Origin of the sequence: Companilactobacillus allii (assembly GCF_001971585.1) — a bacterium.
GTDB classification, from domain to species: Bacteria; Bacillota; Bacilli; order Lactobacillales; family Lactobacillaceae; genus Companilactobacillus; species Companilactobacillus allii.
This window is the reverse complement of record NZ_CP019323.1, coordinates 1900208-1926777: the sequence shown is the minus strand read 5'-3', so window position 1 is coordinate 1926777 and position 26570 is coordinate 1900208. Positions and strand designations below refer to the sequence as shown.

General features: G+C 33.8%; 25 protein-coding genes. 4 read left to right on the top strand and 21 right to left on the bottom strand.

Annotated features, from left to right (window positions below; all coding sequences use genetic code 11):
- Positions 1 to 81: 81 nt before the first annotated feature.
- Both aspS and hisS read right to left on the bottom strand, forming a co-directional pair.
- Positions 82 to 1845 (bottom strand): aspartate--tRNA ligase, encoded by a 1764-nt coding sequence (aspS, locus tag BTM29_RS09525; protein WP_076616677.1) that lies wholly within the window; start codon positions 1843 to 1845, stop codon positions 82 to 84.
- 2 nt (positions 1846 to 1847) lie between these two features.
- Positions 1848 to 3119: a histidine--tRNA ligase gene (hisS, locus tag BTM29_RS09520; protein WP_076616674.1), complete on the bottom strand. Its 1272-nt coding sequence runs from the start codon at positions 3117 to 3119 to the stop codon at positions 1848 to 1850.
- Positions 3120 to 3654: 535 nt separating this feature from the next.
- Here hisS and BTM29_RS09515 point away from each other — a divergent pair.
- Positions 3655 to 4956 (top strand): N-acetylmuramoyl-L-alanine amidase, encoded by a 1302-nt coding sequence (locus tag BTM29_RS09515; protein ID WP_083685976.1) that lies wholly within the window; start codon positions 3655 to 3657, stop codon positions 4954 to 4956.
- 62 nt (positions 4957 to 5018) lie between these two features.
- Here the strand turns inward: BTM29_RS09515 and BTM29_RS09510 are convergent, their stop codons facing one another.
- The 8 genes from BTM29_RS09510 to BTM29_RS09475 form a co-directional block, all read right to left on the bottom strand.
- The gene (locus BTM29_RS09510; protein WP_076616671.1) at positions 5019 to 5633 is read right to left on the bottom strand and encodes an HAD-IA family hydrolase; all 615 of its coding nucleotides are present in this window, start codon (positions 5631 to 5633) and stop codon (positions 5019 to 5021) included.
- 3 nt (positions 5634 to 5636) lie between these two features.
- Positions 5637 to 6074 carry a D-aminoacyl-tRNA deacylase gene (gene dtd, locus BTM29_RS09505; protein WP_076616668.1) on the bottom strand — a complete coding sequence of 146 codons (438 nt, stop codon included), beginning with the start codon at positions 6072 to 6074 and terminating at the stop codon, positions 5637 to 5639.
- 1 nt (position 6075) lies between these two features.
- Positions 6076 to 8304: a RelA/SpoT family protein gene (locus tag BTM29_RS09500; protein ID WP_076616665.1), complete on the bottom strand. Its 2229-nt coding sequence runs from the start codon at positions 8302 to 8304 to the stop codon at positions 6076 to 6078.
- Positions 8305 to 8394: 90 nt separating this feature from the next.
- Positions 8395 to 8733 carry a hypothetical protein gene (locus BTM29_RS09495; protein WP_076616662.1) on the bottom strand — a complete coding sequence of 113 codons (339 nt, stop codon included), beginning with the start codon at positions 8731 to 8733 and terminating at the stop codon, positions 8395 to 8397.
- Positions 8734 to 8742: 9 nt separating this feature from the next.
- Positions 8743 to 9492, bottom strand: a complete 750-nt coding sequence (locus BTM29_RS09490; RefSeq protein ID WP_076616658.1) for an RsmE family RNA methyltransferase — start codon at positions 9490 to 9492, stop codon at positions 8743 to 8745.
- Entirely contained in the window at positions 9473 to 10390 is a 918-nt protein-coding gene (prmA, locus tag BTM29_RS09485) for a 50S ribosomal protein L11 methyltransferase (RefSeq protein ID WP_076616654.1), read from the bottom strand. Before prmA ends, BTM29_RS09490 begins: the two co-directional genes overlap by 20 nt.
- A gap of 70 nt (positions 10391 to 10460) precedes the next feature.
- Entirely contained in the window at positions 10461 to 10865 is a 405-nt protein-coding gene (locus BTM29_RS09480; protein ID WP_076616650.1) for a hypothetical protein, read from the bottom strand.
- Between the two features lie 115 nt (positions 10866 to 10980).
- A complete protein-coding gene (locus BTM29_RS09475; protein ID WP_076616647.1) occupies positions 10981 to 11160 on the bottom strand; it encodes a hypothetical protein in 180 nt (59 codons plus the stop codon).
- A 145-nt stretch (positions 11161 to 11305) separates the two neighbouring features.
- Here BTM29_RS09475 and BTM29_RS09470 point away from each other — a divergent pair, with 145 nt between their 5' ends.
- Complete coding sequence (locus BTM29_RS09470) at positions 11306 to 11818, top strand: YbaK/EbsC family protein (protein ID WP_076616644.1); 513 nt, start codon at positions 11306 to 11308, stop codon at positions 11816 to 11818.
- Between the two features lie 53 nt (positions 11819 to 11871).
- Here BTM29_RS09470 and BTM29_RS13090 read toward each other — a convergent pair whose 3' ends face one another.
- Positions 11872 to 12000 (bottom strand): hypothetical protein, encoded by a 129-nt coding sequence (locus tag BTM29_RS13090; protein WP_257787688.1) that lies wholly within the window; start codon positions 11998 to 12000, stop codon positions 11872 to 11874.
- 152 nt (positions 12001 to 12152) lie between these two features.
- On the opposite strand from BTM29_RS13090, the gene BTM29_RS09465 reads away from it, so the two are divergent.
- Positions 12153 to 12335: a hypothetical protein gene (locus tag BTM29_RS09465; protein ID WP_076616641.1), complete on the top strand. Its 183-nt coding sequence runs from the start codon at positions 12153 to 12155 to the stop codon at positions 12333 to 12335.
- 171 nt (positions 12336 to 12506) lie between these two features.
- Here BTM29_RS09465 and BTM29_RS09460 read toward each other — a convergent pair whose 3' ends face one another.
- The gene (locus BTM29_RS09460; RefSeq protein WP_076616637.1) at positions 12507 to 13217 is read right to left on the bottom strand and encodes a hypothetical protein; all 711 of its coding nucleotides are present in this window, start codon (positions 13215 to 13217) and stop codon (positions 12507 to 12509) included.
- A gap of 280 nt (positions 13218 to 13497) precedes the next feature.
- Here BTM29_RS09460 and BTM29_RS09455 point away from each other — a divergent pair, with 280 nt between their 5' ends.
- Positions 13498 to 14727, top strand: coding sequence for a M20/M25/M40 family metallo-hydrolase (locus BTM29_RS09455; RefSeq protein ID WP_076616633.1), 1230 nt, complete (start codon positions 13498 to 13500; stop codon positions 14725 to 14727).
- A gap of 119 nt (positions 14728 to 14846) precedes the next feature.
- Here BTM29_RS09455 and BTM29_RS09450 read toward each other — a convergent pair whose 3' ends face one another.
- From BTM29_RS09450 to BTM29_RS09410, 9 genes are all read right to left on the bottom strand, one after another.
- Positions 14847 to 15494 carry a hypothetical protein gene (locus BTM29_RS09450; RefSeq protein ID WP_083685975.1) on the bottom strand — a complete coding sequence of 216 codons (648 nt, stop codon included), beginning with the start codon at positions 15492 to 15494 and terminating at the stop codon, positions 14847 to 14849.
- A 107-nt stretch (positions 15495 to 15601) separates the two neighbouring features.
- Positions 15602 to 15985 carry a VOC family protein gene (locus BTM29_RS09445; RefSeq protein ID WP_076616630.1) on the bottom strand — a complete coding sequence of 128 codons (384 nt, stop codon included), beginning with the start codon at positions 15983 to 15985 and terminating at the stop codon, positions 15602 to 15604.
- An 8-nt stretch (positions 15986 to 15993) separates the two neighbouring features.
- Positions 15994 to 16992 carry an aldose epimerase family protein gene (locus BTM29_RS09440; protein WP_076616627.1) on the bottom strand — a complete coding sequence of 333 codons (999 nt, stop codon included), beginning with the start codon at positions 16990 to 16992 and terminating at the stop codon, positions 15994 to 15996.
- 16 nt (positions 16993 to 17008) lie between these two features.
- Complete coding sequence (pgmB, locus tag BTM29_RS09435; RefSeq protein ID WP_076616624.1) at positions 17009 to 17680, bottom strand: beta-phosphoglucomutase; 672 nt, start codon at positions 17678 to 17680, stop codon at positions 17009 to 17011.
- 124 nt (positions 17681 to 17804) lie between these two features.
- Entirely contained in the window at positions 17805 to 20051 is a 2247-nt protein-coding gene (locus tag BTM29_RS09430) for a glycoside hydrolase family 65 protein (RefSeq protein WP_076616621.1), read from the bottom strand.
- 33 nt (positions 20052 to 20084) lie between these two features.
- Entirely contained in the window at positions 20085 to 21188 is a 1104-nt protein-coding gene (locus BTM29_RS09425; RefSeq protein WP_076616618.1) for an ABC transporter ATP-binding protein, read from the bottom strand.
- 325 nt (positions 21189 to 21513) lie between these two features.
- Positions 21514 to 23145, bottom strand: coding sequence for a glycoside hydrolase family 13 protein (locus tag BTM29_RS09420; RefSeq protein WP_076616616.1), 1632 nt, complete (start codon positions 23143 to 23145; stop codon positions 21514 to 21516).
- On the bottom strand, positions 23146 to 24774 hold the full coding sequence (locus BTM29_RS09415) for a glycoside hydrolase family 13 protein (protein ID WP_076616612.1): 1629 nt from the start codon (positions 24772 to 24774) through the stop codon (positions 23146 to 23148).
- Between the two features lie 27 nt (positions 24775 to 24801).
- The gene (locus BTM29_RS09410; protein ID WP_076616608.1) at positions 24802 to 26562 is read right to left on the bottom strand and encodes a glycoside hydrolase family 13 protein; all 1761 of its coding nucleotides are present in this window, start codon (positions 26560 to 26562) and stop codon (positions 24802 to 24804) included.
- Between the last annotated feature and the right edge of the window lie 8 nt (positions 26563 to 26570).

Sequence of the window (26570 nt, the reverse complement as noted above, 5' to 3'; positions counted from 1 at the left end):
TTCTAATAATTAATAAATTTAGAAATAAACAAAAATAATCCTTAGCAAAATTGTTTGCAAAGGATTATTTTTGTTAAAATCTTATTTTTTATCTGAAACTTCAATACCCAAATCGACAAGTTGATTTTCAGCAACTTCTCTAGGTGCATGTGTCATAGGTTCTGTTGCATTTGAATTTTTAGGGAATGCGATTACGTCACGAATATTATCTTTTCCAGCTAATAACATGGCAAATCTATCCAAACCAATAGCCAAACCACCATGTGGTGGGCAACCATATTGTAAAGCATCTAATAGGAATCCAAATTGCTCGTAAGCTTTTTCTTTAGTAAAGTCCAATGCTTTAAGCATCTTTTCTTGAATCTTGTAATCATGAATACGGATTGAGCCTCCACCTAATTCATAACCATTAAGAACAATATCGTAACTTTGTGCATATGCTTTATGTGGATTCTCATCTAAGTAATGAACATCGTCTTCATTAGGCATAGTAAATGGATGATGAGCTGCAGTCCAACGCTTGATACCTTCATCGTATTCAAATAATGGCCAGTTAACTACCCATGTGAATGCAAATTCATTAGGATCATATAGGTGTAAATTCTTAGCAATATCAACACGTAAGTAACCTAGAGCATCGGCAACAATTTTCTTCTTATCAGCAACAAATAATACAAGGTCGTTGTTTTCAAGACCAAGTCTTTCAACAAGTGCATCTTCTTGAGCTGTAATGAATTTTGCAGCAGGTCCAGTGATCTTACCATCATTAAACTTGATCCAGGCAAGACCCTTAGCACCAAAACGTTTGATGTATTCTTGATATGCTTCAATATTCTTTCTTGAATATTTATCGGCATTATCCTTAACAACAATAGCTTTGACTTGTCCGCCATTGTCAATAGTTCCCTTAAAGACCTTAAATTCTGTATTCTTGAAGACATCATTCAAGTCTTGTAATTCCATACCAAAACGAATGTCAGGCTTATCTGAGCCAAAACGAGCCATGGAATCATCCCAATCGATTCTTAGGAATGGTAGTTTAACATCAATACCCTTTTCGTCCTTCATAACACGTGCAATGAGTCCTTCTGTAACTGTTTGAATTTCTTTAGCTGACATGAAACTCATCTCTAAATCAATCTGTGTAAATTCAGGTTGACGGTCTCCACGAAGATCTTCATCACGGAAACAATGAGCTAGTTGATAATAACGATCAAATCCACCCACCATAAGTAGTTGCTTAAATAGTTGTGGTGATTGTGGTAATGCAAAGAAGTGACCCGGATAGACACGTGATGGAACTAAATAATCACGTGCGCCTTCAGGAGTTGAAGGTGTTAAATTAGGTGTCTCAATGTCAATAAATCCATTATCATACAAGTATTCATGAACTGAATGCTTGATTTGGGCACGTGTACGAATTGCGCTTTGCATTTCAGGTCTACGCAAATCAAGATAACGATACTTCAATTTTGTTTCTTCAGAAGCATCAACATCGTCAACAATTTCAAATGGTGGAGTTATTGATTTGTTCAATAATTCAACAGTTTCAACGACAACTTCAACTTTACCAGTTTTAATATTTTCATTGATTGCTTTTTCATCACGAAGTCTTACGGTTCCAACAATATTTATAACATATTCTGAACGTAGTGTTTCTGCGACTGCCAAAGCATCTTTATGATCAGTATTAAATACTAACTGTACAAAGCCCTTGTAATCTCTTAAATCAACAAAAATCAATCCACCAAGATCACGTCTCTTTTGAACCCATCCATCTAAAGAAACTTTTTTGCCAACATATTCTTCGGTAATACTACCGCAATAATCTGTTCTTTCTTCCATTTTTATCCCTCAATCTTTTTTAATTCTTCTGGCAAATTAGTTAGTGAAACACTGACTTGCTCACCAGTCGACATATTTTTAACATTAGCAGTATCATTTTCTAGTTCTGTATCACCAATTGTTACAGTATATCTAGCGTTCAAATGATTAGCTGTCTTAAATTGTGCTTTGATTTTTCTTTGTAGATAATCTTTATCCGCAGATAATCCTGCACGTCTTATATTTGATAAAATCTTAACAGAAGCACGTTCTGCTTTTTCTCCAATTGTTACAAGATAGACATCTAAATCATCTTCAACTTTAATATCATCATCTTTAAGCAACATCATCAAACGTTCCATACCTAACCCAAAACCAATTCCAGGCTCTGGTTTACCACCAAGTTCTTCAACTAAGCCATTGTAACGACCACCAGCTAAAACAGTGATTTCCTTATCATTAAATGCAGGATCAGTAACCATGAATTCAAAAATAGTATGATTATAATAATCCAATCCACGTACCATTGTTGGATCCACAACATAATTAATACCAAGATCTCCTAGTAATGACTTAAGATATTCAAATCGCGCTTTAGAAGCATCATTTAGATAATCCAAAATGGATGGAGCATTTTCAACCAACTTCTTATCAGAATCATCTTTACTATCGAGAATTCTCAAAGGATTCTTTTCAAGTCGTGTTTTAGAATCTTCGCTTAATTGATCCTTAAATGGTGTAAAGTAATCCACCAATGCTTTATGGTAATCAGTACGAGATTGTGGATCACCTAAAGTATTAATAGCAACTTTTAGATTATCGATACCAAGTTCATTTAAAAAGTTCAATCCAACTGAAATAACTTCAGCATCCAACTCAGGAGAATCTGAACCAAAAGCTTCTAGTCCTATCTGATGAAATTGGCGTTGTCTACCAGATTGAGGACGCTCGTATCTAAACATAGGTCCCTTGTACCAAACTTTATATGGACGTTGGTATTCTGGTCCGTAAAGCTTATTTTCGATATAAGCACGAACTACACCAGCCGTTCCTTCAGGTCTAAGTGCAATGTGTCTGTCACCTTTATCTTTAAAATCATACATTTCCTTAGAAACAATGTCAGATGTATCACCTGATGATCTTTGAAATACTTCATATGATTCAAAGATCGGTGTTCTAATTTCTGAAAAACGATAACGATTAAAAACATCTTTAGCAACATTTTCTACATATTGCCACTTCTCTGATTCTCCGGGTAATATATCTGCAGTACCCTTTGGTTTTTGATAACGCATAAAATCCTCCTTAGCGGTGAACACAAATGTATAAAAAAATACACCCTTGCCTAAATAAGACAAAGGGTGCATTTGCACGGTACCACCTAGTTATTTGCTACAGTTAACGCCTGCCAAACGATTGATAAAACGTCACTCAAATGAATTAACTACCTGATCTCAGCATCCAGGTTCTCTGTGGAGTAATTCTTATTTGATTAAGAACATATGTATAAATTAATCAAAAATACCGCTGTTGTCAAGTCTATTGACATTTTTAAAGGTATATTTTGTAGTTAAAATCCATACTTCACAAATCATTATACACTTCGTGAAAATCGATATTATTGATTGAATCCCAAAATAGTTCAGTATTTTGCTTTTATTTCTAACATAATTTATAAAATCTTATGGTTATTATCATTTTAATCGAAATTATTACTTAAAAATGCTAAGTTTCTGTGATTTTTTCACTTTCTACTTTTAAGTTCCACTTTTTTTCAGTAAGATGTACATATAAGATAATCATTATAGCGACAACAAAGGAATCCTTTAAATGAAAAAGATAATAACTTTTTTAATTAAAAACAAGCTATTTGTTGCCATTGTTTTTTTAATTGCCCTATCTAGTTGGTCAACCGTGGCTTTGGCAAATGCTAATTCCGTTATTGTCCAATCTGATTCAGTCAATGTCCGTGTTGGTCCTGGTTTATCATACTCCAATATGGGTCAAGTAAAAAAAGGCGACAAATTAGCTATTTTAGCTGAAAAAAACAAATGGTATCAGGTTAGACTTTCCGGTGACAAAATTGGCTGGGTAGCCAGTTGGCTGATTGATAACACCGAAGTAAGTTCTGCCACAAATAAAATTGGAATAATTAAAGTACCAAATACAACCGTCTTCCAAAAAGATAATTCTAACAGTGACGTTTTAGGAACCATAGAACAATCTCAAAAAGTTACTATTATGTATCAAGAACAAGAATGGTCACAAATTCTTTATAAAGGAACCGCTGGATGGGTCAAAAGTTCCTTCATACAAGGTACTAACGAAACTTCTGGATCAAGTAGTACTTCTAATTCTAATAACAGTGACATCAAGACCGTCACCGTCACTCAATCTAATACCAAACTCAGAATTGAACCAAATAATAGTTCTCGAGTAATAAAGACTGTAAATGTTAGTAAGAAGTTTGATTACTTAGGTAAAAGTGGCAACTGGTACAAAGTAAGAGATAGTGATGGTTCTGTGGGATATGTTGCTAGTTATGTTGTAACAATCTCTGGTACAAAGAGTGCGGTTAAATCTGCTGCCACAAATATCTCTGAAGCTACTATCGTAATTGACCCCGGCCATGGTGGTGACGACGTAGGTGCTGAGTCAAAGAAGGATACTTACGAAAAGAACTTCACACTTGCATATGCCAAAGCCATCAAGGCAGATCTTGAAAAAACTGGAGCACGTGTTGTACTAACAAGATCAAGTGATGATACAAAATCCCTTGGAGAACGTGCCCGTCTTTCAAGTAAGATTGAGGCAGATGCCTTTATTAGTCTTCATTTTGACTCAAGTGCAGATGATAATGTTGGTACCGGTATTACGACCTACTATTATGGTAAGAACAAAGACGGTACCTTAGCCACTGACATTAATAGCCAATTAAAGAACCTTGCTATTAATAATAGAGGAACTCAGAAAAAGGATTTGTATGTATTACATTACAATAGCCAACCTTCAATCTTAATTGAACTTGGTTATATAAATTCAACTTCAGATTATCGCTACATTAAATCAAGTTCTTACAAATCTCAAGTTGCACAGGCTGTAACAAATGGTTTAAAAGAATATTTTAAATAGACCATTGCTACAAAAAAAGAGGTTTTCACATAAGTGAAGACCTCTTTTTTTAGCGCCAATACTTAAATTAGATTATTTAATTCTTTGAGATTAGCAATTTGATAATTAACTTTAAAATCAATATCGCTATTGTTTATTAAAATTGTTTTTGCATTTACGGTATTACCAAAATCTATATCGATCTTTCTATCACCAATAACCCACAAGTCAGTAGTATCAATTGAATACTTAGAAATCAAATAGTTAAGCATTTCAGGATCAGGCTTACGAACATGACCATCTTCTGCACTAACTATTTCAGTAAAGTAATCACTGATTTCTAAGTTTTTAGCTATTTGAAAAATAGAGGTATCACGGTGTGTCACAATGAACTGTTGATATCCTTGAACCTTACAATATTCCAAGGCAATTTTTGCGTGTGGCATTAATTTGATTTGATCATGATACGCCTTCTCATACAACTTATAAGATTTGTAGAACAACTTTATTTTATCTTCATCCCCATTAACCAAATCACCAGCTAATTTTCTAACTGAAGTTTTTAGTGCCTCTTTATAAATCGTATCCTTAGAAATATTTATATCAAAATTTTCTTTGAGGGATTTTTGTGTCGCTACAACAATACCTGGATAGCTATTAGCCAAAGTTCCATCAAAATCCCAAACTATACTTCTCATTTATTATCGCTCCATTATTATCGTTACAGGACCATCATTTGTTAGTGATACTTGCATATCAGCACCAAATTCTCCTGTTTCTACATGTAAATCATATTTCCTTAATTCATCATTGAACTGATTATACTTGAGCTTTGAAGTTCCAAAGTTACCTGCCCCAGTAAAACTTGGACGGTTCCCTTTCTTCGTATCAGCATATAAGGTGAATTGTGAAATAGATAAAATTTGACCATCAATATCCTTGATCGACAAGTTCATCTTATCATCTTTATCTGAAAAAACTCTCATGTTTGAAATTTTACGAGCCATGTATTCAATTGTCTCATCAGTATCTTCATCAGCAAAAGCTACTAATAAACAAAATCCTTGATCAATTTGACCAAGGACTTTGCCTTCTACACTAACTTTGGCTTCAGAGACACGTTGGATAACTACCTTCATTTTATTCAACCGTCCTTTTTATTTCATATACGTCAGGAACATTTTTCAATTTAGAAATGATTTGATCCAAATGTTCTTTGTTATTAACTCCGACACTCACATGAATAATTGCCATTTTTTCCTTATCCAAACGTCCATTAACATTAATTAAAGAATTGGTATTAGAGTTGATAACCTGTAATAACTCATTTAATAAACCATTTCTATTGAATGCATAAATATCAAGCTCAGCTGTATAACGCTTTTCTTTAGTAACATTATTCCAACTAACTTCGATAAAACGTTTCTTAGCTTCTTCACTTTGAACATTAGGACAATCCGCACGATGAATCGTTAATCCACGACCCTTAGTAATATAACCAACAATTTCATCTCCAGGAATCGGATTACAACATTTGGCCAAACGGATCAATAGATTATCAATACCTTGTACGGACACACTAGTATTAGCGTTAGTCTGTTCTTTTTTAAGCTGAGCACTTTCAGTAGGTTTTGGAGCTGGTTCATCAGTATTAGTGATGAGCTTTTCTTCATTTTCCTTTTTCTCAGCTTCTTTTTTATTGTCTGGATCCTCACTTAACAACTTGTGAATAACATTAATTGGTGATAATTCACCATATCCGACAGCATTAAATAATTCTTCAGAATCTGTAAAGTTAAAAATATCAGTAGCTAATTCCAAATGCTTCTTATCAAGATACTTTTTAGGCGATAAAGAACGATTCTTTAATTCAGTCTCAAGTAATTCATGGCCTATTCTAATATTCTCTTGACGATCCTTAACCCTGAAGTATCGTTTGATTTTGTTACGAGCTCTAGATGTATAAACCATCTGAACCCAATCACGACTTGGAGTTGAATTATCATTGGTCAACATTTCAACAATATCACCGTTTTTTAATTGATAATTCAAAGGAACCATTCTGCCATTGACTTTGGCTCCTACTGAATGACTTCCAACCTCTGTATGAACTTGATAAGCAAAATCAAGCGGTATAGAGCCTTTAGGTAGTTCTCTTACCTCTCCTTGAGGAGTGAAGATATAAACTCTATCATTGAAGATCTCGCCTTTGACAGACTTCATAAAGTCAGCTGCATTGTCAGAGTTCTCTTGTAGTTCCAATATTTCACGGAAAACGTCTATCTTTTGTTCGTTTTCATCCAGCTTAACGCCTTCAAAGTTTCCTTCTTTATATGCCCAGTGAGCTGCAACACCATATTCAGCAATTTCATGCATCTTATGTGTTCTTATCTGAACTTCTAGAGGCTGACCACCGGGGCCAATGATCGTTGTATGTAATGATTGGTATCCATTAGCCTTGGGAACAGCAATATAATCCTTGAAACGACCAGGTATTGGTTTCCACTTAGAATGAATAGAACCAAGAACCGCATAACAATCTTTAACGGAATCTACAACAATACGAATCGCTAGAAGATCGTATAATTCGGAAAATTGCTTATGCTTATCACGCATTTTTTTATAAATAGAATATATATGTTTAGGACGACCATAAATATCATATTTAATACCTATTGCGTCAACACTAGTTTTAATATAATCAATTGCCTCTGAAATATAAGCTTCACGTTGATCACGCTTGCTATTCATCAGATGAACAATTCTATAGTATTGTTGTGGGTTTATATAATGAAGTGATAAATCCTCAAGCTCCCATTTAATCTTGCTGATACCTAATCTATCAGCTAATGGTGCATATATCTCTAGAGTTTCATTGGCAATTCGGCGTTGTTTATCCGGACGCAATGCTTTAAGTGTACGCATATTATGCAATCTATCTGCTAATTTCACCATGATGACACGCAAATCCTTAGCAGTGGCTAACAACATCTTACGGTGATTCTCTGCAAGAAGTTCTTGGTGTGAATGATACTTGTATTTACTGATCTTTGTTACACCATCAACAATGGTAGCAACTTGAGTACCAAATAACTCCTCGACATCCCCTAATGTGATATTGGTATCTTCAACCACATCATGCAAATATCCAGCAGCAACAGTATATGGATCCATTCTTAGTGATGCCAAGATCTGTGCAACTTGAGTAGGGTGAATGATATATGGTTCACCAGTAGCTCTCTTTTGTTCTTTATGTACATAAGCAGCAAAGTTATAAGCCTTATTTACGAATTCAACGTGTTCTTCATTCATATATTCACGACAAATATCGAGAACTTGATCAGGAGTATAATCTTCATTTTTTTTCATTATTGTTCACCCCTTCATTACATAAAAAGCACTCTGACTTGAGTGCTTTTCTTTACGTATTATTATGCTTTCTTTGAACTTAAAAAACAATCAATTTTCATTATCAAAAAGAAAATATAATAAAATACTTAATACTAAGTATATTCCTGCCAAAAAATACCCATAACGTCCATATTTAACAAACACGCTAATAACAAATATTACTGGGAAAATTGCCAAGTTGAAAAAAGACAACTGATATTTTCTTGTAAACCAGCCAATAAAGCCGGAAAAAATCACATTGATTACAAAGAATAACCAGACAATTCTATTTGTTCTACCCAAATTAAATAAATTGAATAATATAGGCATGATAAATACTAAGACGATAGATATTAGTGCAATATAAGTAGATTTAGATTTTTCAACTTTGTTCCAAAGATTCTTCATTTTTATTCCTCATTTTGAATTAAGTTCATAGCTATATGATAGCACTGATAGGAAATACATCGGTGCTGTTTCAGCCCGCATTATTCTTGGGCCCAATCCGATCGATACAAATCCGTTAGATTCCAAATCAGTTACCTCATCAGAGGAAATTCCACCTTCAGGACCAAATACACAAACGACTGAATTATGCGGTTTATTCAGTGATTGAGCAAGAATACTGCTCTCACCATCTTTAGCCGACTCTTCATAAGCTATTAATTTCAAATCCTCAGTAAATTTATTTAACTCTGAAATATCTTTTAAGTAAATCACTTCAGGTATGATACGTCTCTTTGATTGTTGAGCCGCATTTTTTGCAATTTCTTGTAAACGTAACATTTTCTTTTCAACTACATTGGACTTCCAGTGCATGATTGAATATTTCGAATTGAAAAAAACAATTCTCTTGGCTCCCAATTCAGTTGATTTCTGTGTTATCCATTCAACTTTATCTTTTTTAGAAAGTGAGCAAGCTATTGTTACATCTATTGGCATCTCAGTTGAAGGCTTGTCACTTTTAACTGTTTCAACTGAAATAAGCTTATTTTCTGCATCGATGTTCTTAATTGTAGATTCAAAAAGTTCACTATTTTCATCTACTAAATAAATCACATCACCTATTCTATGACGTAACACAGTTGCTACATGTTTATAAATTTCTTTATCAGAAATCTCAAATAATCCTTGTTTGATTGTTTCTTTAACGAAGTATTGCTCCATCTTGTTCCTCGATATCTTTTGTTCTCTTACAAATCATAGTTGACCAACCTTTCAAATGCAGGACTTCTATTGGAGAGAATCCATGTTCATTCATTTGATCAGTTATCAATTTTTCCTTTTCATTAATAATACCAGATAAAATGACAAAACCTTTACTATTTAAGTGAGATTCAATATCTGGAATAAATTGTTGAATAACATCTGCCAAAATATTGGCTACGATCACGTCAACTTTACCATCGAATCCATCCAAAAGAGAATTCTCAAATACTTCTATATCTTCACAACCAGGGTTTAATTTGATATTTTCTTTGGCTGCTTCTACTGCTTCGGCAGCTAGATCAAATGCCTTTATATCTTTCACACCTAGTTGACGTGCTTGTATGGAAAGTATTCCAGAACCTGTACCAACGTCATACAATGAATTAACATTGCCAAGAATCATCTCTAGTGCCTGCATACAAGAAAATGTTGTGGGATGTGTTCCAGTACCAAAAGACTTGCCTGGATCCATAACAATAATATGTTCATCTTTATTATCTGGCGTATAGTCAACCCAGTTTGGTACCACTGTCAAATAATGACTGATATGAACTGGGTGATAATATTGTTTCCACTCATTCTCCCAAGAAGATTCATCAACTGAGCTCTCTTTTATCTCAACACCATCAACATTAAATCCAAAGTTTGATAATTTATCGATCTCACTACGTAATTTTTCAATTAATCCTGAATCATAGCTGTCTTCATCAAAATAAGAATTTACTTTTGTTTTTACTTCGTCATTATCATCATCAACTATCTCAACACCATTAGCACCAATTCCTATAAAAGTATCAGAAATAATCTCTTCATTTAAAGTACTAGGAATCAATACACTAACCTTTTTCCAAATCATAATTTACCTCCGCTTCGTTAACTATAAGATTACTAGAACTTGGACATAAAAAAAAGACGTTTTTCGCGTCTTATCCCATATATGATTGAACTTCATTCATAAAGTCTATCTCGCTATCACGAATTACTGCACGTGCCTTGGCTACTTGTGGTTTATTTACCATGTTATTTTCATAGTCTAGGTAGTTTAAGGCATCAATTAAAGCTACGAAGTAATTATTCAAACTATCGTAAAATTCTGTTTCCTCTAAATGATACTTTGAAATGTATGAATTACCCAACTTAATAAAACGTTTGATATTTATCACGTAGTTATCAGCTAGGCGAGAATAAGTTTCATAAGTCAAAGCCTCTCCTCTTTCAATGAGGTTCATAGTTTTAAAATATTCAACGAATACATCCCTATAAGTTAAAAATCTTTCTACAAAAACATTTGTTTCCAATATATGTGTGTTCTCTGCATTAATGAAATTCATAAATTCTCCACCTCAATTTCTTTTTTTATATAATATCATAAATATTTAATTATGCAAAGCATAATTTTATTCTTATATATGTATTAGAAAAAAATAAAGTATCAGATTCGATACTTTATTCCTTATTGTTCTTAACATTTTTAATACCAGTCGCCTGTTTTCTCAAAGCTTCATTATCCTTAAAAAGTCTTTGTGCCTCAGATAGTTTTTCTGGACTCTTTTTGATTTCTTGTGATATTTTGCTAAAGTCATTATCAGCAGGGTCAATTTCTTGCTTGTGTCTAAAAAAACTCATAATTATCGCTCCTTCATTTATAACGTTAACCATTATATAACAATAATTAAAAATTATTAATTATTTCTGAGTTGTCAGCATCCCTTACTTTAAAAAATATATCAGTTTGTTATCATAGATGGTATATAGACAGTCAGGTGGAAATATGAGTAAGAAAAAAAACAAAATACAAAAAACACTAGTAGAAAAAATTCTTGATAAAAAAAAGGTTGAATACGAACCTATGACCTTCCCGACCCAAGCATCCGGTGATACACAAGAACTCGTCAACGATGGTAGCGAAAAAGATGGTTATAAAATTTACAAAACTCTTGTATTGACGGGCAATAAAACCGGTCCACTTGTAGGGATGTTACCTTTGGATAAACACATCAGCTATAAATTGCTAGCCAAATTATCAGGTAACAAAAAAGTAGGCATGGTTCCTTTAAAAGATCTAGTAAAGACTAGTGGCTTTGAACATGGTGCAAATAGCCCCGTCGGTATTCGTTCACTACATAACTACCCTATTTATTTTGATACAGAAGCTGACAAAGCAGATAAGATCATAGTTTCAGCTGGAAAGCTCGGTCAATCTCTTTTAGTTGAACCACATGACTTAGCCAAATCAGTTGAGGCAACCTTTGGAAAATTTGCTGTAGATGAACCTGAAGCATAATTTATTTTGGATACAAAAAAGATCGAGACATAATTGTCTCGATCTTTTTATTTTTAAGCAGCGTGTTTAAGATTTGCAATAGCTTTTTCAATGGTTGTACCGTTACCAAAGCGATTGCTATTATTAATATCAACTGCTGTGAATAATTGATTATCTAAATCTAATAGAATTCTATATCTCATATTATTCACGCCTCCTTTTTGTTCCGTTTCAAGAGGTAGCGATAGCTGTTACTATACTAGGTAAAAACACCATAGTCAAGTTTTTTCTTAAATTCTTGACAATAAGTGTCATAAGTAAGATTATATAGGCACACATTAAGAAGGAGATTTTCATGGCCGAAACACTATTAAATATTTTGAAATGGGTTGTAATTATTGCAGTAGCCGGATTTTTCATCATACATCTAGTAATTCCTATGATTGTTATTTTGGCAATTGCCGGTGTGATTTACTATCTATATCGTAGACATAAAGCAAATCAATATACACCTGAGGGTCGTAAAAAAGTAAATTAAAAAAAAGAGTGTGAAAATGCACGGGCAATTTCCAAACATTAACGTAAATAATTTCGGTATTCGCGAAAGTGAATATCGGAATTATTTTTGTTAAGTGGAAAAAATTGTGCATTTTCACACGTTTTCACTGCAAATTTGAGTAAAAACGAAGTTTGTCACAACACTTTTAACTTATTCTTGGATATAAGGGACTCCAGCTTGATCAGCAGCCAAACGATCAAGTCCTTCTGTGATGGCATCTTCTGCATCAGTAACGTATGAATTTTCGAATTCTAGTACGTCGCCTTCAATTTCGCCTTCTATGTCTAATTGTGCAATCATCGGATTGATCATACCGATATATGATTCTGAATCTGATTCTGAGTATTCACCCAATCCCATGAAGTAGAATTGACCAATCATCATAAAGGAATCCATCAAATCAATCTTAAAGCTACTCTCAGGGTTACCATACTCAACCCATGGATAACGATCTGACAATTTATTAAGGATCTCAATCATATCTAAAAGAGAGTCATAGGCATTAACATGAGACTTCTTGTAATCATCAAACTCAGCCTTAACGCCATCTTCTTCATTAGTCGATTGGAATAAAATGGCTTGTTCCAAAGTAATGGCTCCAATACCTTTTTTCGTAATATTTCCATTGAACCTAGCAAATTCATAACTTAGATCATAGAGGATTTGTGTGCAATCATATGAAATATTCTTATATGACATTAATTCCATTCTACTATCGGCGTCATCTACTAGATTCAATTCAGTATTAACTGCCACTTCAATTTTTTCAACCCATTCAATAACTTCTCCATATCTATTGGCAAAATTCATAGAATTAGTCATTAAGTAGTCTTCAAATGTCATATTCTTATTATCGTCCATGCTATTTCTCCTTAGGGGTATTTTTATCAGACGTAAACGAAATAATTATTAATAATAAACCTGCTCCAACTGCTGACCAAAGGTAATTATTCGTAAACCAGTTGAAGATAAAACCTAATAGAGCAACAATCAGCAGAAAGATTCCTAAATATCTGTCAATTTTCATCAATAAATTCAATTTTTCTTCCTCTTTTGTTACCGTTTTTCAAAAAAATAATAATATAATGTTACTATTGAACTATCTACTATTATACATAATATACACGTGGAGGACTAGAAAATGGAAAAGAATGAAAGATTAGAGATCCTGGATGATTTAATCAAACTGAATACTGTTAATGGTAATGAAGAGGTCGTAGCTAACTATTTGAAGGACCTTTTTGAAAAACATAACATCCAAACAGAATTGGTGGAATATGACAAGGGTCGTGTAAACTTAATCGCCACTGTTAAAAATAGCGATGGTCCTATTCTCGGATTCACCGGTCACGAAGATGTTGTGGCTCCAGTTGATGAAAGTAAGTGGAATTACAACGCAGCCTTTAACCCTAAACATATTGACGGCAAAATATTTGGCCGTGGAACATCTGATATGAAAGGTGGACTAGCCGGAATGGCTATTTCCTTGATAGAATTGAATGAGGATGACTCATTCAAAGGAAATATTAAGTTCATTGCTACTGTTGGTGAAGAGATGGGTGAATTAGGAGCAAAACAATTATCTGATGCTGGATATGCAAACGATTTGTCAGCTTTAATTGTTGGTGAACCAAGTAATTCAACTTCAAAGTTAGTGACCGATAAACTTGCTGGTAGTGGCTTAATTAGAATTACACAACCTAATCCCTCAGAATATGGACGTCATTCAATTTTCTGTGCTCATAAGGGTTCTGTTACATACAAGATTATTTCACGTGGTAAAGCAGCTCACAGCTCAATGCCTGAAGTTGGTATCAATGCCTTGGATAATTTGATTACCTACTATAATAAGCAAAACGAATATTTCACTAAATTAACTTCTGCTGATGATGATGTATTAGGTAAAACAAAAGCATCAGTTACAGTATTCAAGTCTGGTGATCAAGAGAATACCATCCCTGACTATGCCGAAATGAAAGTTAAAATCAGAACTATTCCTGAATACAACAATGATAAGATCATCGCTGAACTTAATGACTTAATCAAAGAATTAAACGATGCTGATCCAAAAATGAGTCTAGAAATGGACCTTGAAAGTAGTAATTGGCCAGTTAAAACAGATCTAAATTCTAAGTTCTTACAAATGGCTCGTGATACTTACAAAGAAGTTTGGACACAAGATGCTCTTGCTGTTGGTGCACCAGGTGGTACAGATGCATCACAATTTGTAGAAGCTAATAATGACTTAGAAGTTATCGTTGCTGGTCCTGGTAACGAAAGTGCTCATCAGATTAACGAATTTGTCTTTGAAGATGACTACTTAAAATACATTGATATTTACAAATTAATTGCCAAGAAGTATTTTGCATAAATAAAAAGAGATTTAAGTAAGTTTGAAAACTTGCTTAAATCTCTTTTTATTTAGAAAACTATACTTAAATTGTATATATAAAATTAAATATGACTTTCAAAATCCATGAATAGTTCACTTCAATTGTTACCAAGATCATCTCTTATAGCATCAATCAATTCACGTTTGGAGACCTCAATAATATTTTTTGTTGAATCATCAAAATTGTTAACACTAAGTCCTGCAATAAAAGTATTGCTAATATTAACTTTAAATTCAACAAGACGGTTTCTAACATCCTGACTGGCATAAATGCAAAAGATATTTTTATATAAAATTTCAAAAGAAGAATATGCTTTTTTTGCTCTAAAATAATTATTTTTATTTTCTTCAATTTTTCCTTTAATTAATTTTATATTATATATTTCATCCTCAATATCAGATTTTCGTTCATAATCAAGGCAATAACTTTCCATTTCTTTTTTATAGAACTCTGTCTTAATATCAAGTGTTTTAAGTACCGATTTATAATTTAGTAACCTAAAGTTGGGAGCAAGTTCAATAATCTCCATGATATCATTTGGAGATTCAATTGGATATAGATTAATAGCTGAGACTAAAGATTCATATGCATCAGTTAATTTCTTCCCTTTCTCTTTATAATCACTTTGAATCTTCTTCTGTTTTTCATTTTTTATATTATCTTTGTCAGCAATAGATTTAGAAATTATTGTACTCAACACGTTTACGATAATACTACCTAAAGCTCTCACTAATCTACTTAACACACAAATCTCCTAATCATTTTAAAATTATCACTGTAGTCCATATTAAAAACTAAGCCGAAATTGATATAACCCATATTACCAGATATAATTTCAATCAATAATCATATTTACACAGTCAACTCTATTTGATTACCTTCAGGATCACAAACAACACTTTCGTAATAACCATCCCCTGTTACTCTAGGGCCGCTCAAATGTTTAAACCCATCACTCTCGATACGTTTTGATAGCGCATCAACAGCCTCTCTAGATCCTAGTGACACAGCAATATGCATGTATCCTAATGGGAAACCATCTAATATCTCAGTATTCAAATCTTCTCTTGTACCCACCTCTAGTCTGGGTCCATCAGGAAATGTCAAAAATACTGATGAAAAAGTTGAGACTGGATTATGATACTTATTTGAAGATTTAGCATCGAAATATTTTTCATAAAACTTTACTGTCTTTTCTAAATCCTTAACAAACAATCCCACATGTTCAATTTGCATATTTAATCCTACAACTTTCTATAGTGATATTTATTTACAAACGTTTTCTCTTGGTTCTCTCTCAATATAATATCTCCAAAATCACTATGGTTGATAGCATCTGGTAGAGTTTGAAGCTCCATTGCTAAGCTACTATATTCATGTTGTTGTTCCTTATCTTCATGAACGGGATCAGCAGTAAAAATAACTAAGGCGTTTCGATCAGAATATAAGTCGACTGCACGGCCATCAGCTTGAATGGTAGCAACTTTACCACCATTTGTAGCATAGATATCATCAAATTCAACTTTTCCATTTTGATTAGTCAACGTCTTTAAAGCTTCTCCGATACCCTGAGGCTCCCTAAAGTCGTATGCTCCACTGACGTCTAATTTTCTTCCAGTAGGAACCTTTTCATCATCTACATCAAGAATCCTGTCAGAGTTGATTTGTAACTCTTGTGAATCAATTGAATTCGAATTAGTAACATTGAAATATACATGGCAAGTTGGATTAAGGATGGTGTCTGCATCACTAATTGCATCATACTTGATTGTCACTTCATCATTATCGTTCAATGAATAAGTTATTTTTAAATTAACATTACCAGGAAAATCATCATCACTTGATTTTATATCCAACGATAGACAAACAGAATTACTCTTATCATCTATAGCACCTTTATAATTCTTGGTTTGAATACCATTATTACCACCATGCAGTAAATGGGTTTGTTCGTTTGGTTTCATTTGAACTTTTTTCCCATTTAACATGAAACTAGCTCCACCAATACGACCAGCGACACGACCAACATTTTTTCCAATATTATATGTTTCTTTAACATAGTCATCTAACGTATCCAAATGTTCAATTAAAGAATGGTACTGCCCATTTTCTAAAACTTCAAAATTTTGCCAAGTGGCTGCATAGGTCAACAATGTTATACGTGTCTTATTTTTGTTTTCAATAATATATTGATATGCATTCTCGCCATCAACTTGACCTACTTTTTTCTCTGTTACTGACATATACTCACACTCCAAATTATTTTAAGGCTTGTTTAATATTTTCTAATGTTAATTTTGAGGTATCTGTAAAGTTGATATCGGCCTCATTCAAAATCTTTGGATCTCCAATCCCAATCGACAATTCTGACGCTCCATTGATCGACTTAATTCCAGCAGTAGCATCTTCAATACCAACACATTCTTCTGGTTTCAATCCAAGAATCTCAGCACCACGAGCAAAAATCTCAGGATCTGGTTTACCATGTTTCAAAGTAGCTGGATCGACACGTTTTTCAAAATATTTGGCCAAGCCCAATTGCTCTAATACTAAAGGTGAATTCTTAGATGCTGAAGCTAGTGAAAGTTTATAATCGTGTCGTTTCAAATCCTCAATAAAATCATTGATTCCAGGTAAGATTGCACTAGCATCCATATCCTTTAAAAGATTCAGATAATTAGTGTTTTTTTCTGTGGCATAGTGCTCTTTTTCTTCTTCAGTATAAGCGCTTTCTTTGCCCCCGGCTTTTAAAATTAGGTTTAATGAATCCATACGACTGACACCTTTAAGGTTGTTACTTAATTCCGTGGTCCATGTAACTCCTAATTCTTCTGCCAATTGACGCCATGCCTTTGAATGATAGATTGATGTATCAGCGATAACACCATCCAAATCAAATACAAATCCCTTAATTTGTTCAAAATTAACCATAATATATATTCTCCCTTTAAAACTATTTTTTAAAGCGTTTAAAAAATATTTAATTAAAAATTAAGCGCTTACTTCAAATTCTAATAAAAAGGCCGAGACTATTTAGTCTCAGTCTTTAATTTGTTTAGTCTAATGTTACTGATTTATCATCAACCAAAATATCAAGTGGATCACCTGAAATTAACTTGATGTTTGAACCGTTTCTATCAACGTTTACTTCAATAACTCGACCTCTAAAGACCTGTCTAAATGAATAACTATCCCACTTCTTTGGCAAAAATGGCTTATAGCTAAGTTCTCCGTTGTCATGAACTCTCATTCCAGCAAATCCTTGCACCATAGCGATCCAACCACCTGTCATCGAAGTGATATGTAAACCATCTGAAGTATCGTTATTATAATTATCTAAGTCCAATCTAGCAGTTCTCTCATACATCTCAACTGCTTTTTCATCATAATGCAAGTCAGCAGCCAAAACAGCGTGAATTGCTGGTGAAAGACTTGATTCATGGACTGTCATTGGTTCATAGAAATCAAAGTTAGACTTCTTTTCTTCTTCAGTGAAATCATCAATAAAGTCGTAAATACCTTGTAAAACATCACCTTGTTTAATATATGGTGAACGAAGAATTTTATCCCATGACCAATGTTGATTAATTGGCAATTGATCCTTTGGAATTGCACTAACTGGCTCAAGATCCTTATCCAAGAATCCATCGTGTTGAACAAAAATGTTCAAATCTTTGTCATATGGCATATACATCTTGTTAACGATATCTTGCCACTTGGCTAATTCTTCATCAGAAACATTCAATTTTTTAGCTTGCTTGTCAGATACTTCTTTAAGGATCTCAAGCGTATATTTCAATGTCCATCTGGCTAATAAGTTTGTGTCCCAATTATTATCAACGTTATTCTCATACTCATCTGGACCAGTTACACCATGAATCATATATTGATTATTACGTTTACTAAAGTGAACACGATCAGCCCAGAAACGACTGATTTCTGTGAGCATCTCACTACCTTCATTAAGAACAAATGACTTATCACCGGTGTATCTAGTGTAATTATAAATGGCAAAAGCAATATCACCATTACGATGGATCTCTTCAAAGGTGATTTCCCATTCGTTGTGACACTCGATACCATTAAATGTCACCATTGGGTATAAGGCACCTTTTAGACCTTGTTGTTGAGCATTAATAAATGCACCATCAAGTTGTTTGTATCTATACATTAACAAGTTACGTGTAACTTCTGGCTTAGTAATTCCTAAATACACAGGAACACAGAATGCTTCAGTATCCCAATAAGTAGCACCACCATATTTCTCACCAGTAAAGCCTTTAGGTCCAATGTTTAGCCTTGCATCTTCACCATAATATGTCGTGAATAATCCGAATAAATTAAAGCGCATACCTTGTTGAGATTCGTCATCACCATCAATCTTTACATCTGATTGATTCCAACGTTGTGCCCAGATATTCTCATGAGCAGTCAATAATTCATCATATGATTTTGAAGAAATTTCTTTTGATAGACTGTGCATAGAATCAGATAATTCTTGTGTTGAAGCATAATCTCTTGAAGTTACTACGATTACACGTTTCTCAATAATAGCAATTTCATTAGGTTCGAGTGAGATCTTGAATGTCTCACTTGTTTCCTTACCATCAACAATTTTTTTATCAATGCTTTCCATCACTGTTACATGGTTCATTTCCATTCCGGAAGTGAATCTTGGTGTACCAAAGTCGTTTGGCTTAGTCTCTGCAACAATACTATCTTCATCAATATTCAAAACATTCCAGAAACGTTCGTCATAATTGGCATCTTCGTTTTCAACATTTGAATCAATTGCTGAAATAGCCTTTATTTCAACGTTACTATTTGATAAATTCTTAAAACTAACCTTTTGAACTGACAATTGCTTTTGTGCAACACTCAAGAATCTTTCAAAGATAAATTCTACTTTTGAATCACCTTTAGTGACGATAAATGATCTAGTTAGGACTGCATTTTTCATGTTCAAGTCTAGTTTGAAGTCAGAAATTTCATCCTTGTACAAGTCTAGCTTTTCACCGTTGATTTCAAAGTTTATTTTAATAAAGTTGATTGCATTGATAACCTTACCAAAATACTTAGGATATCCATTTTTCCACCAGCCAACACGGGTCTTATCTGGATACCAAACTCCGGCAAGGTAAGAACCAGGTAAACTATCTCCTGAATAGTCCTCTTCAAAATTTCCACGCATCCCCATATAGCCATTACCAATACTAGTCATACTCTCTTGAAGCCGTTTATCAGTTTTGTCTAATTTGTTTGTCACAATATTCCATGGGGCAACTTCAAATATCCTCTTCATTTAAAATGTTCCTCCTATAGATACATTTATTAATTAAATAATTGTTTTACCAGTTTCATTATCGAAGTAGTGTCCCTTTGTCATTTCAAGGGCCATTTCTATATCTGTTCCAGGTTCATGGTGATCACGAGAATTTACTTTAGCAATAAACTCTGAGTGGCCAACTTGTGAATAGAGCATTGATTCAGCACCAAGTAATTCAGAAACCTTTACTTTTGCTGTGATTTTTGCATCACCAAAGGTTTGAAGTGCAATCTCTTCTGCATGAATATCTTCTGGACGAATACCAAATGTAAGTTTCTTACCATCGTATCCCTTAGCTCTCAACTCTTTTAAATGTCCTTCAGGAACAGTCAAAACTAGATCATTACCATCAACAATCTTGTCTCCATCTAATGTAACGTCAAAGAAGTTTGTTGCAGGTGAACCAATGAATCCAGCAACGAATTTATTAATTGGTTCATTATATAGTTCCTTTGGTGTTCCAACTTGTTGTATTTTACCGTCACTCATAATAACGATTCTATCGGCCATAGTCATAGCTTCAACCTGATCATGGGTAACATAAATGAAATTACGGCCTAATCTTTGATGCAATTGAGCAATTTCAGTACGCATTTGAACTCTTAATTTAGCATCCAAGTTTGATAGTGGTTCATCAAGTAAGAACAAGTTGGCATCACGCACAATTGCACGTCCCAAGGCAACACGCTGTCTTTGACCACCTGACAAGGCACTGGGCTTACGTTCTAGAAAATCTGTTAGACCCAAGATTTTGGCTGCATCTTCAACTCTCTTTTTAGTATCTTCTTTATCATGCTTACGAATATTAAGACCAAATGCCATATTATCGTAAACAGACATATGTGGATATAAAGCGTAGTTTTGGAAAACCATCGCGATATCTCTATCTCTAGGTGCAACTTCATTCATGACCTTACCATCAATCTTGAAATCACCTTCAGTAATATCTTCCAATCCAGCAATCATCCTCAAAGTTGTTGATTTACCACATCCAGATGGACCAACGAAAACAATAAACTCACCATCTTTAATATCCAAATTAAAATCAGTAACTGAGTAATCTTTGTTTCCAGGATAGCGTTTAGAAATATGTTCCAAATTTATAATTGACATTTTAAGTACTCCCTTTATTTTTCAGCTCAAAGTCAAAAGTACTGACTTAATAATCGAACAATTAATTAGAAGTTCTTACAATAACTTCTAAGACCCCAAAACGATTATTGCTGGATAATTTTTAAGTATCAGTTTCTTACTACGCTTTTTATTATTATGCAAATCACCACACGTTGCAATCGCTTTCACGATGTTACCGATAACAACTTTCATAACAGCGTGAACAAGTAATAAAACTTACTTTTTCACTCCACAAAAAAATTCCTCCATGTTTGCTAGATGAAATATACTGTTTCATCTGACAACCACAAAGGAATTTTTTTAATTACTCTTTTTCAAACACCATTCCATCAAATGGTGCTAATTCAAGCTCATCTTTAAGCTCTGAAATTTTATTATTAGATAATTTGAGATTCCAGTTTTTGTCCAAAAGTTGATCTGGTAACTTCATCTTTCTAACATTCTTGCTTAAATTGGTTATAATAACAAACTCTTTTTGACCATATTTTCTAATATATGCAAAAACATCTTTGTCATCTTCAAATATAGGAATATAACTCCCATTTATAAATGTTAACTCAGATTTCCTGAACTCAATCATTCTCCTATAAAAATTCAAGACTGAAGCCTTATCATCTTCTTCTACTGCGACATTGATAGTAGCAGTATTAGGATTAACTTTCATCCATGGACTTCCGGTAGTGAATCCTGCCTTAGAGTCGTTTGTCCATTGCATAGGAGTCCGTGAGTGATCTCTTGTCCAATGGGTTATTTCATTCAACACTTGAATCGGGTCTTTACCTTTTTTAAGAAGATCATTATATCTTAACTTAGATTCATCATCATCTACTTGATCAATTGATGTGAACGGATAATTGGTCATCCCTAATTCTTGTCCTTGATAAATAAAAGGTGTGCCTTTCAAGAAGAAGTAAGACATTGCAATCGCAGTGGCTGACTTTGTAGTCTCATTTCCAAGAATCGTATTAATTCGTGGATTATCATGATTCTCAAAATACAAAGCATTCCAACCACTAGTTTCTTGATCCTTTTGCCAACGTGATAAGACTTTCTTCATCCCTAATACATCAATACGCTCTTTTCCTGGTTCACCAGCCCTAACATTGTGCTCCAGCTCAAATATCATATTCACGTAACCTTTTTTATTAGGATCAGTCCAATCAGGTGCTTGCTTACTAGTTACGCCACTAGCTTCACCAACTGTCATAATATTGTATTGATCAAAAATATCACGCATTTCAGACATATAGTTATCGATTCCTTTAACATTCATAAAAGCTGACCAAGGATCATCCTTTGGATCATAATCCCAAGGTTCTTTTTGAATATGGCTAATAGCATCCATTCTAAAACCATCAATCCCCAAATCCAGCCACCAACGAATCATTTTGTAAATTTCCTTGCGCATCTTGGGATTTCGCCAGTTCAAATCTGGCTGTTGTGGGGCAAAAACATGGAAAAAGGCTTGTTTCGTAGTTTCATCATAAGTCCAAGTAGAATTACCTGAGAAACTAGTCCAATCATTAGGCATTTTATCTGGTGTAGCATCTGCCCACATATAATAATCTCGATATGGGTTATCCTTAGATTTCTTACTTTGAATAAACCAAGGATGCTGATCACTAGTGTGATTAACAACCAAATCAAGGATTATTTTAATACCATTACTATGAGCTTGCTTCAATAACTCATCAAAATCACTCATCGTTCCAAATTCTGGTTGAATACCTTCATAGTCAGAAATATCATATCCATTATCGACATTTGGTGATTTATATATTGGATTTAACCAAATGAAATCAATTCCCAAACTTTTCAAATAAGGTAATTTTTCAATAATTCCTTTAATATCACCAATACCATCACCATTTGAATCTTTGAAACTACGAGGGTATACCTGATAACCAATTGCGTTTTTCCACCAAGGTTCTTGCATCTATTCCACCACCTTAATGACAAATGATTGCCATGGTTTTAATTTCAAATCATTAAGAGATTTAATCTCTTCATTGTAATTTTGAATAATAACTTCACCAGGTTTGATATTAGGCAAATTCAATGTATGTTCAACATTTGAAAAGTTGTTGACGATTAACCATGATTCACCCTTATATAGACGTTTATATGCAAATATATCATTATCAGTATTAAGTAATTCAAAATCTCCCCAAACAATAATAGGGTTATCTTTTCTCAACTGAATAAGTTTTTGATATGTATAAAAAATAGAATCTTTATCGGCTAATGCATCATCAACGTTAATTTCTTTATAATTTGGATTTACTTTGATCCAAGGCTTACCTGTGGTAAATCCACCATTGATAGATTCACTCCATTGCATCGGAGTTCTAGCGTTGTCACGCCCTTTGACGTTGATCGAATGGATAATATCTTCTTTTTTATAACCATCTTTAATGCGCTCATTATACATATTTCTACTTTCAATATCGGACACTTCAGAGATATCGGAAATAGTCCTATTGGTCATTCCAATTTCTTCTCCTTGAAAGATATATGGTGTTCCTTTAAGCATATGTAATAAAATTGCCAACATTTTAGCGCTCTCAACACGATATTTCTTATCATTTCCAAAACGAGACACAATTCTTGGCAAATCATGATTATTCCAAAATAATGAATTCCAACCATCATTGTCTAATTCATTTTGCCATTTAGAAAAGACACGCTTTAAATCTCCCACATTCAGTGCCTTTAAATCCCATTTTGATTTGCCAGCTTGCTCATCCAATCCAATATGTTCAAATTGGAAGACCATTCCTAACTCATGGCGCTTTGGATTTGAATACAATTTAGCGATTTCAGGAGTTGCGCCCCAAGTTTCACCAACCGTCAATAAATCCTTGCCTCCAAAAGTATTCTTATTCATCTCTTGAAGGAATTCATGTAGCTGTGGTCCATTTCCAGTGATCTTCTTCTCAGGTATCTTACCAATTAAGTCAATAACGTCCATTCTGAAACCGCCGATTCCCTTGTCGATCCAATAATTCATCATGTCATAAACTTCTTGACGAACTTTTTTGTTTTGCCAATTCAAATCTGGCTGTTTCTTGCTGAATAGATGTAAGTAATATTGATTGCTTGCTTCATCAAACTGCCATGCTGAACCTGAAAATGTCGACTCCAAGTCGTTAGGAACACCACCATTAACTGGATCTGCCCAAATATAGTAATCGCGATAAGGATTATCCTTACCCTTCTTAGCTTCAATGAACCATTTATTCTCATCTGATGTATGATTTACAACCAAATCCATTACTATTTTAATATTGCGCTTGTTGGCTTCACGAATAAGATCATCCATATCTGCCATAGTTCCAAATTCATCCATTATTGCTCGATAATCAGCAATATCGTATCCATTATCATCATTTGGTGACTTATATACTGGAGAGAGCCAAACAGCACCGATACCTAATTTTTGTAAATAATCTAACTTACTAATAATTCCCTTTAAATCACCGATACCATCACCATTTGAATCTTTAAAACTACGTGGATAAACTTGATACACGACAATCTCTTGCCACCAGTGTCTTTTTTCCATCTTAAATCCTCCAAGAATACTTAATAACTATTTCAAAATTACGAAGCCTTTAGGTTGTAGTGTGAAATTATCACCAAAGTTCTCTGCCAAATTGCTTAATAATAATTCACCATCAACAAGAACAACTTGAGCCTTTTCTCCAGTATTAAAAATACCAGTAATAGTCTTACCATCTAGATTTCTTGTTAATTCCAAAATTCCTTTATCAGTTTGTGATACGTTCCAATCCATTGATCCTTCTGACATTACTTGATGATTATTTTTACGGAATGAAATAAGATCTTTAAAGAAATCATACATCTTATGATCTTGATCTTTTTGATCCCAAACCATACATTTACGACAATCTGGATCATCTCCACCTGTCATGCCGTATTCATCACCGTAATAAACGCATGGAACACCAGGCTGTAAATAAGTGAATCCTAGAACTTGTTTTTCCAAGTCCTTATCATTATTTGCAACTGTCAATAAACGAGCTGTATCATGAGAATCCAAAACGTTAAATTGAATCTGATTAGTTTGTTTACGATACAACATTAATTGATTATTAATTTCTGAGACAACCTTTGGAATAGCCATTTCTTTTTTAATGAAAAAGTCCTTTATTAAATCAGTATAGGCATAATTCATTACAGCACTGAACTCATCACCATTTAACCAACTTTGTGAAGAGTGCCAAACTTCACCTAATATATAAAAGTCTTTCTTAGTTGAATCACAAACTCGGCGAAAATCCTTCCAAAATTCATGATCGATCTCATTGGCTACATCCAATCTCCAAGCATCAATATCAAATTCTTCAATCCAATATTTAGCTACATCCAACAAGTACTTTTTAGCGTCTGGATTAGCTGTATTAATTTTTGGCATATGTGGTGTCGTTGCGAAGACGTCATAAGTTATGTCGTGGGCATCTTCAAAATCATTGCCTTCTTCATAAGAAACTGGGAATTTATTAATATGGAACCAATCAGCATACTTTGATTTTTCACCATTCTTAACAACATCTTGCCATTGTGGTGAATTATCACCCATATGGTTGAATACAGCATCCAACATTACCTTTATTCCACGTTTATGGCATTCATTTACTAATTTCTTAAATAACTTCTTATCACCAAAACTTGGATCAATTTCTAAATAATCGATTGTGTCATATTTATGATTTGAATAAGCTTTAAATATCGGACAGAAGTAAATCCCGTTGATCCCCATATCTACTAAATGATCCAAATGGTCCATAATTCCTTGTAAATCTCCACCAAAGAAGTCTTGTCTATCTGGGGCTTTTGATCCCCAAGGCAATGTATTCTCAGGATCATTAGATTTATCACCATTTGAAAATCTTTCAGGGAATACCTGATACCAAACGGTCTTTTTCACCCAATCAGGAGCCTTGAAACGATCTGCTTCATGGAAATAAGGCATTCTGAAGTAATTGTTTCCTTTATGTACTGATTCATCATTATAAGGAAATGCCCCTTGGTCACCATAAAGTATCTCAGTACCATCACGCCCAATCACTTGAAAGGCGTAAGACATACGATTAAAAGGTTCTTTAGTTTCAAATTCCCAATAATCAAATAAATTCGTTGATAAAGTTAATTTCATGGGAACAGGTTTCTCGTTCCATTTTTCTTTGTCCATTGAATATGTATCACCATGAAGAATGTTGACTAAAGTAGCATCCCCTCTAGCGGTTCTGATTCGTAAGTGCATCAAGTCTTTTTTATACAAGAATGCATACTCACTATCTGGACGATGATAAATTGCTGCTGTATTCATTAGTTATT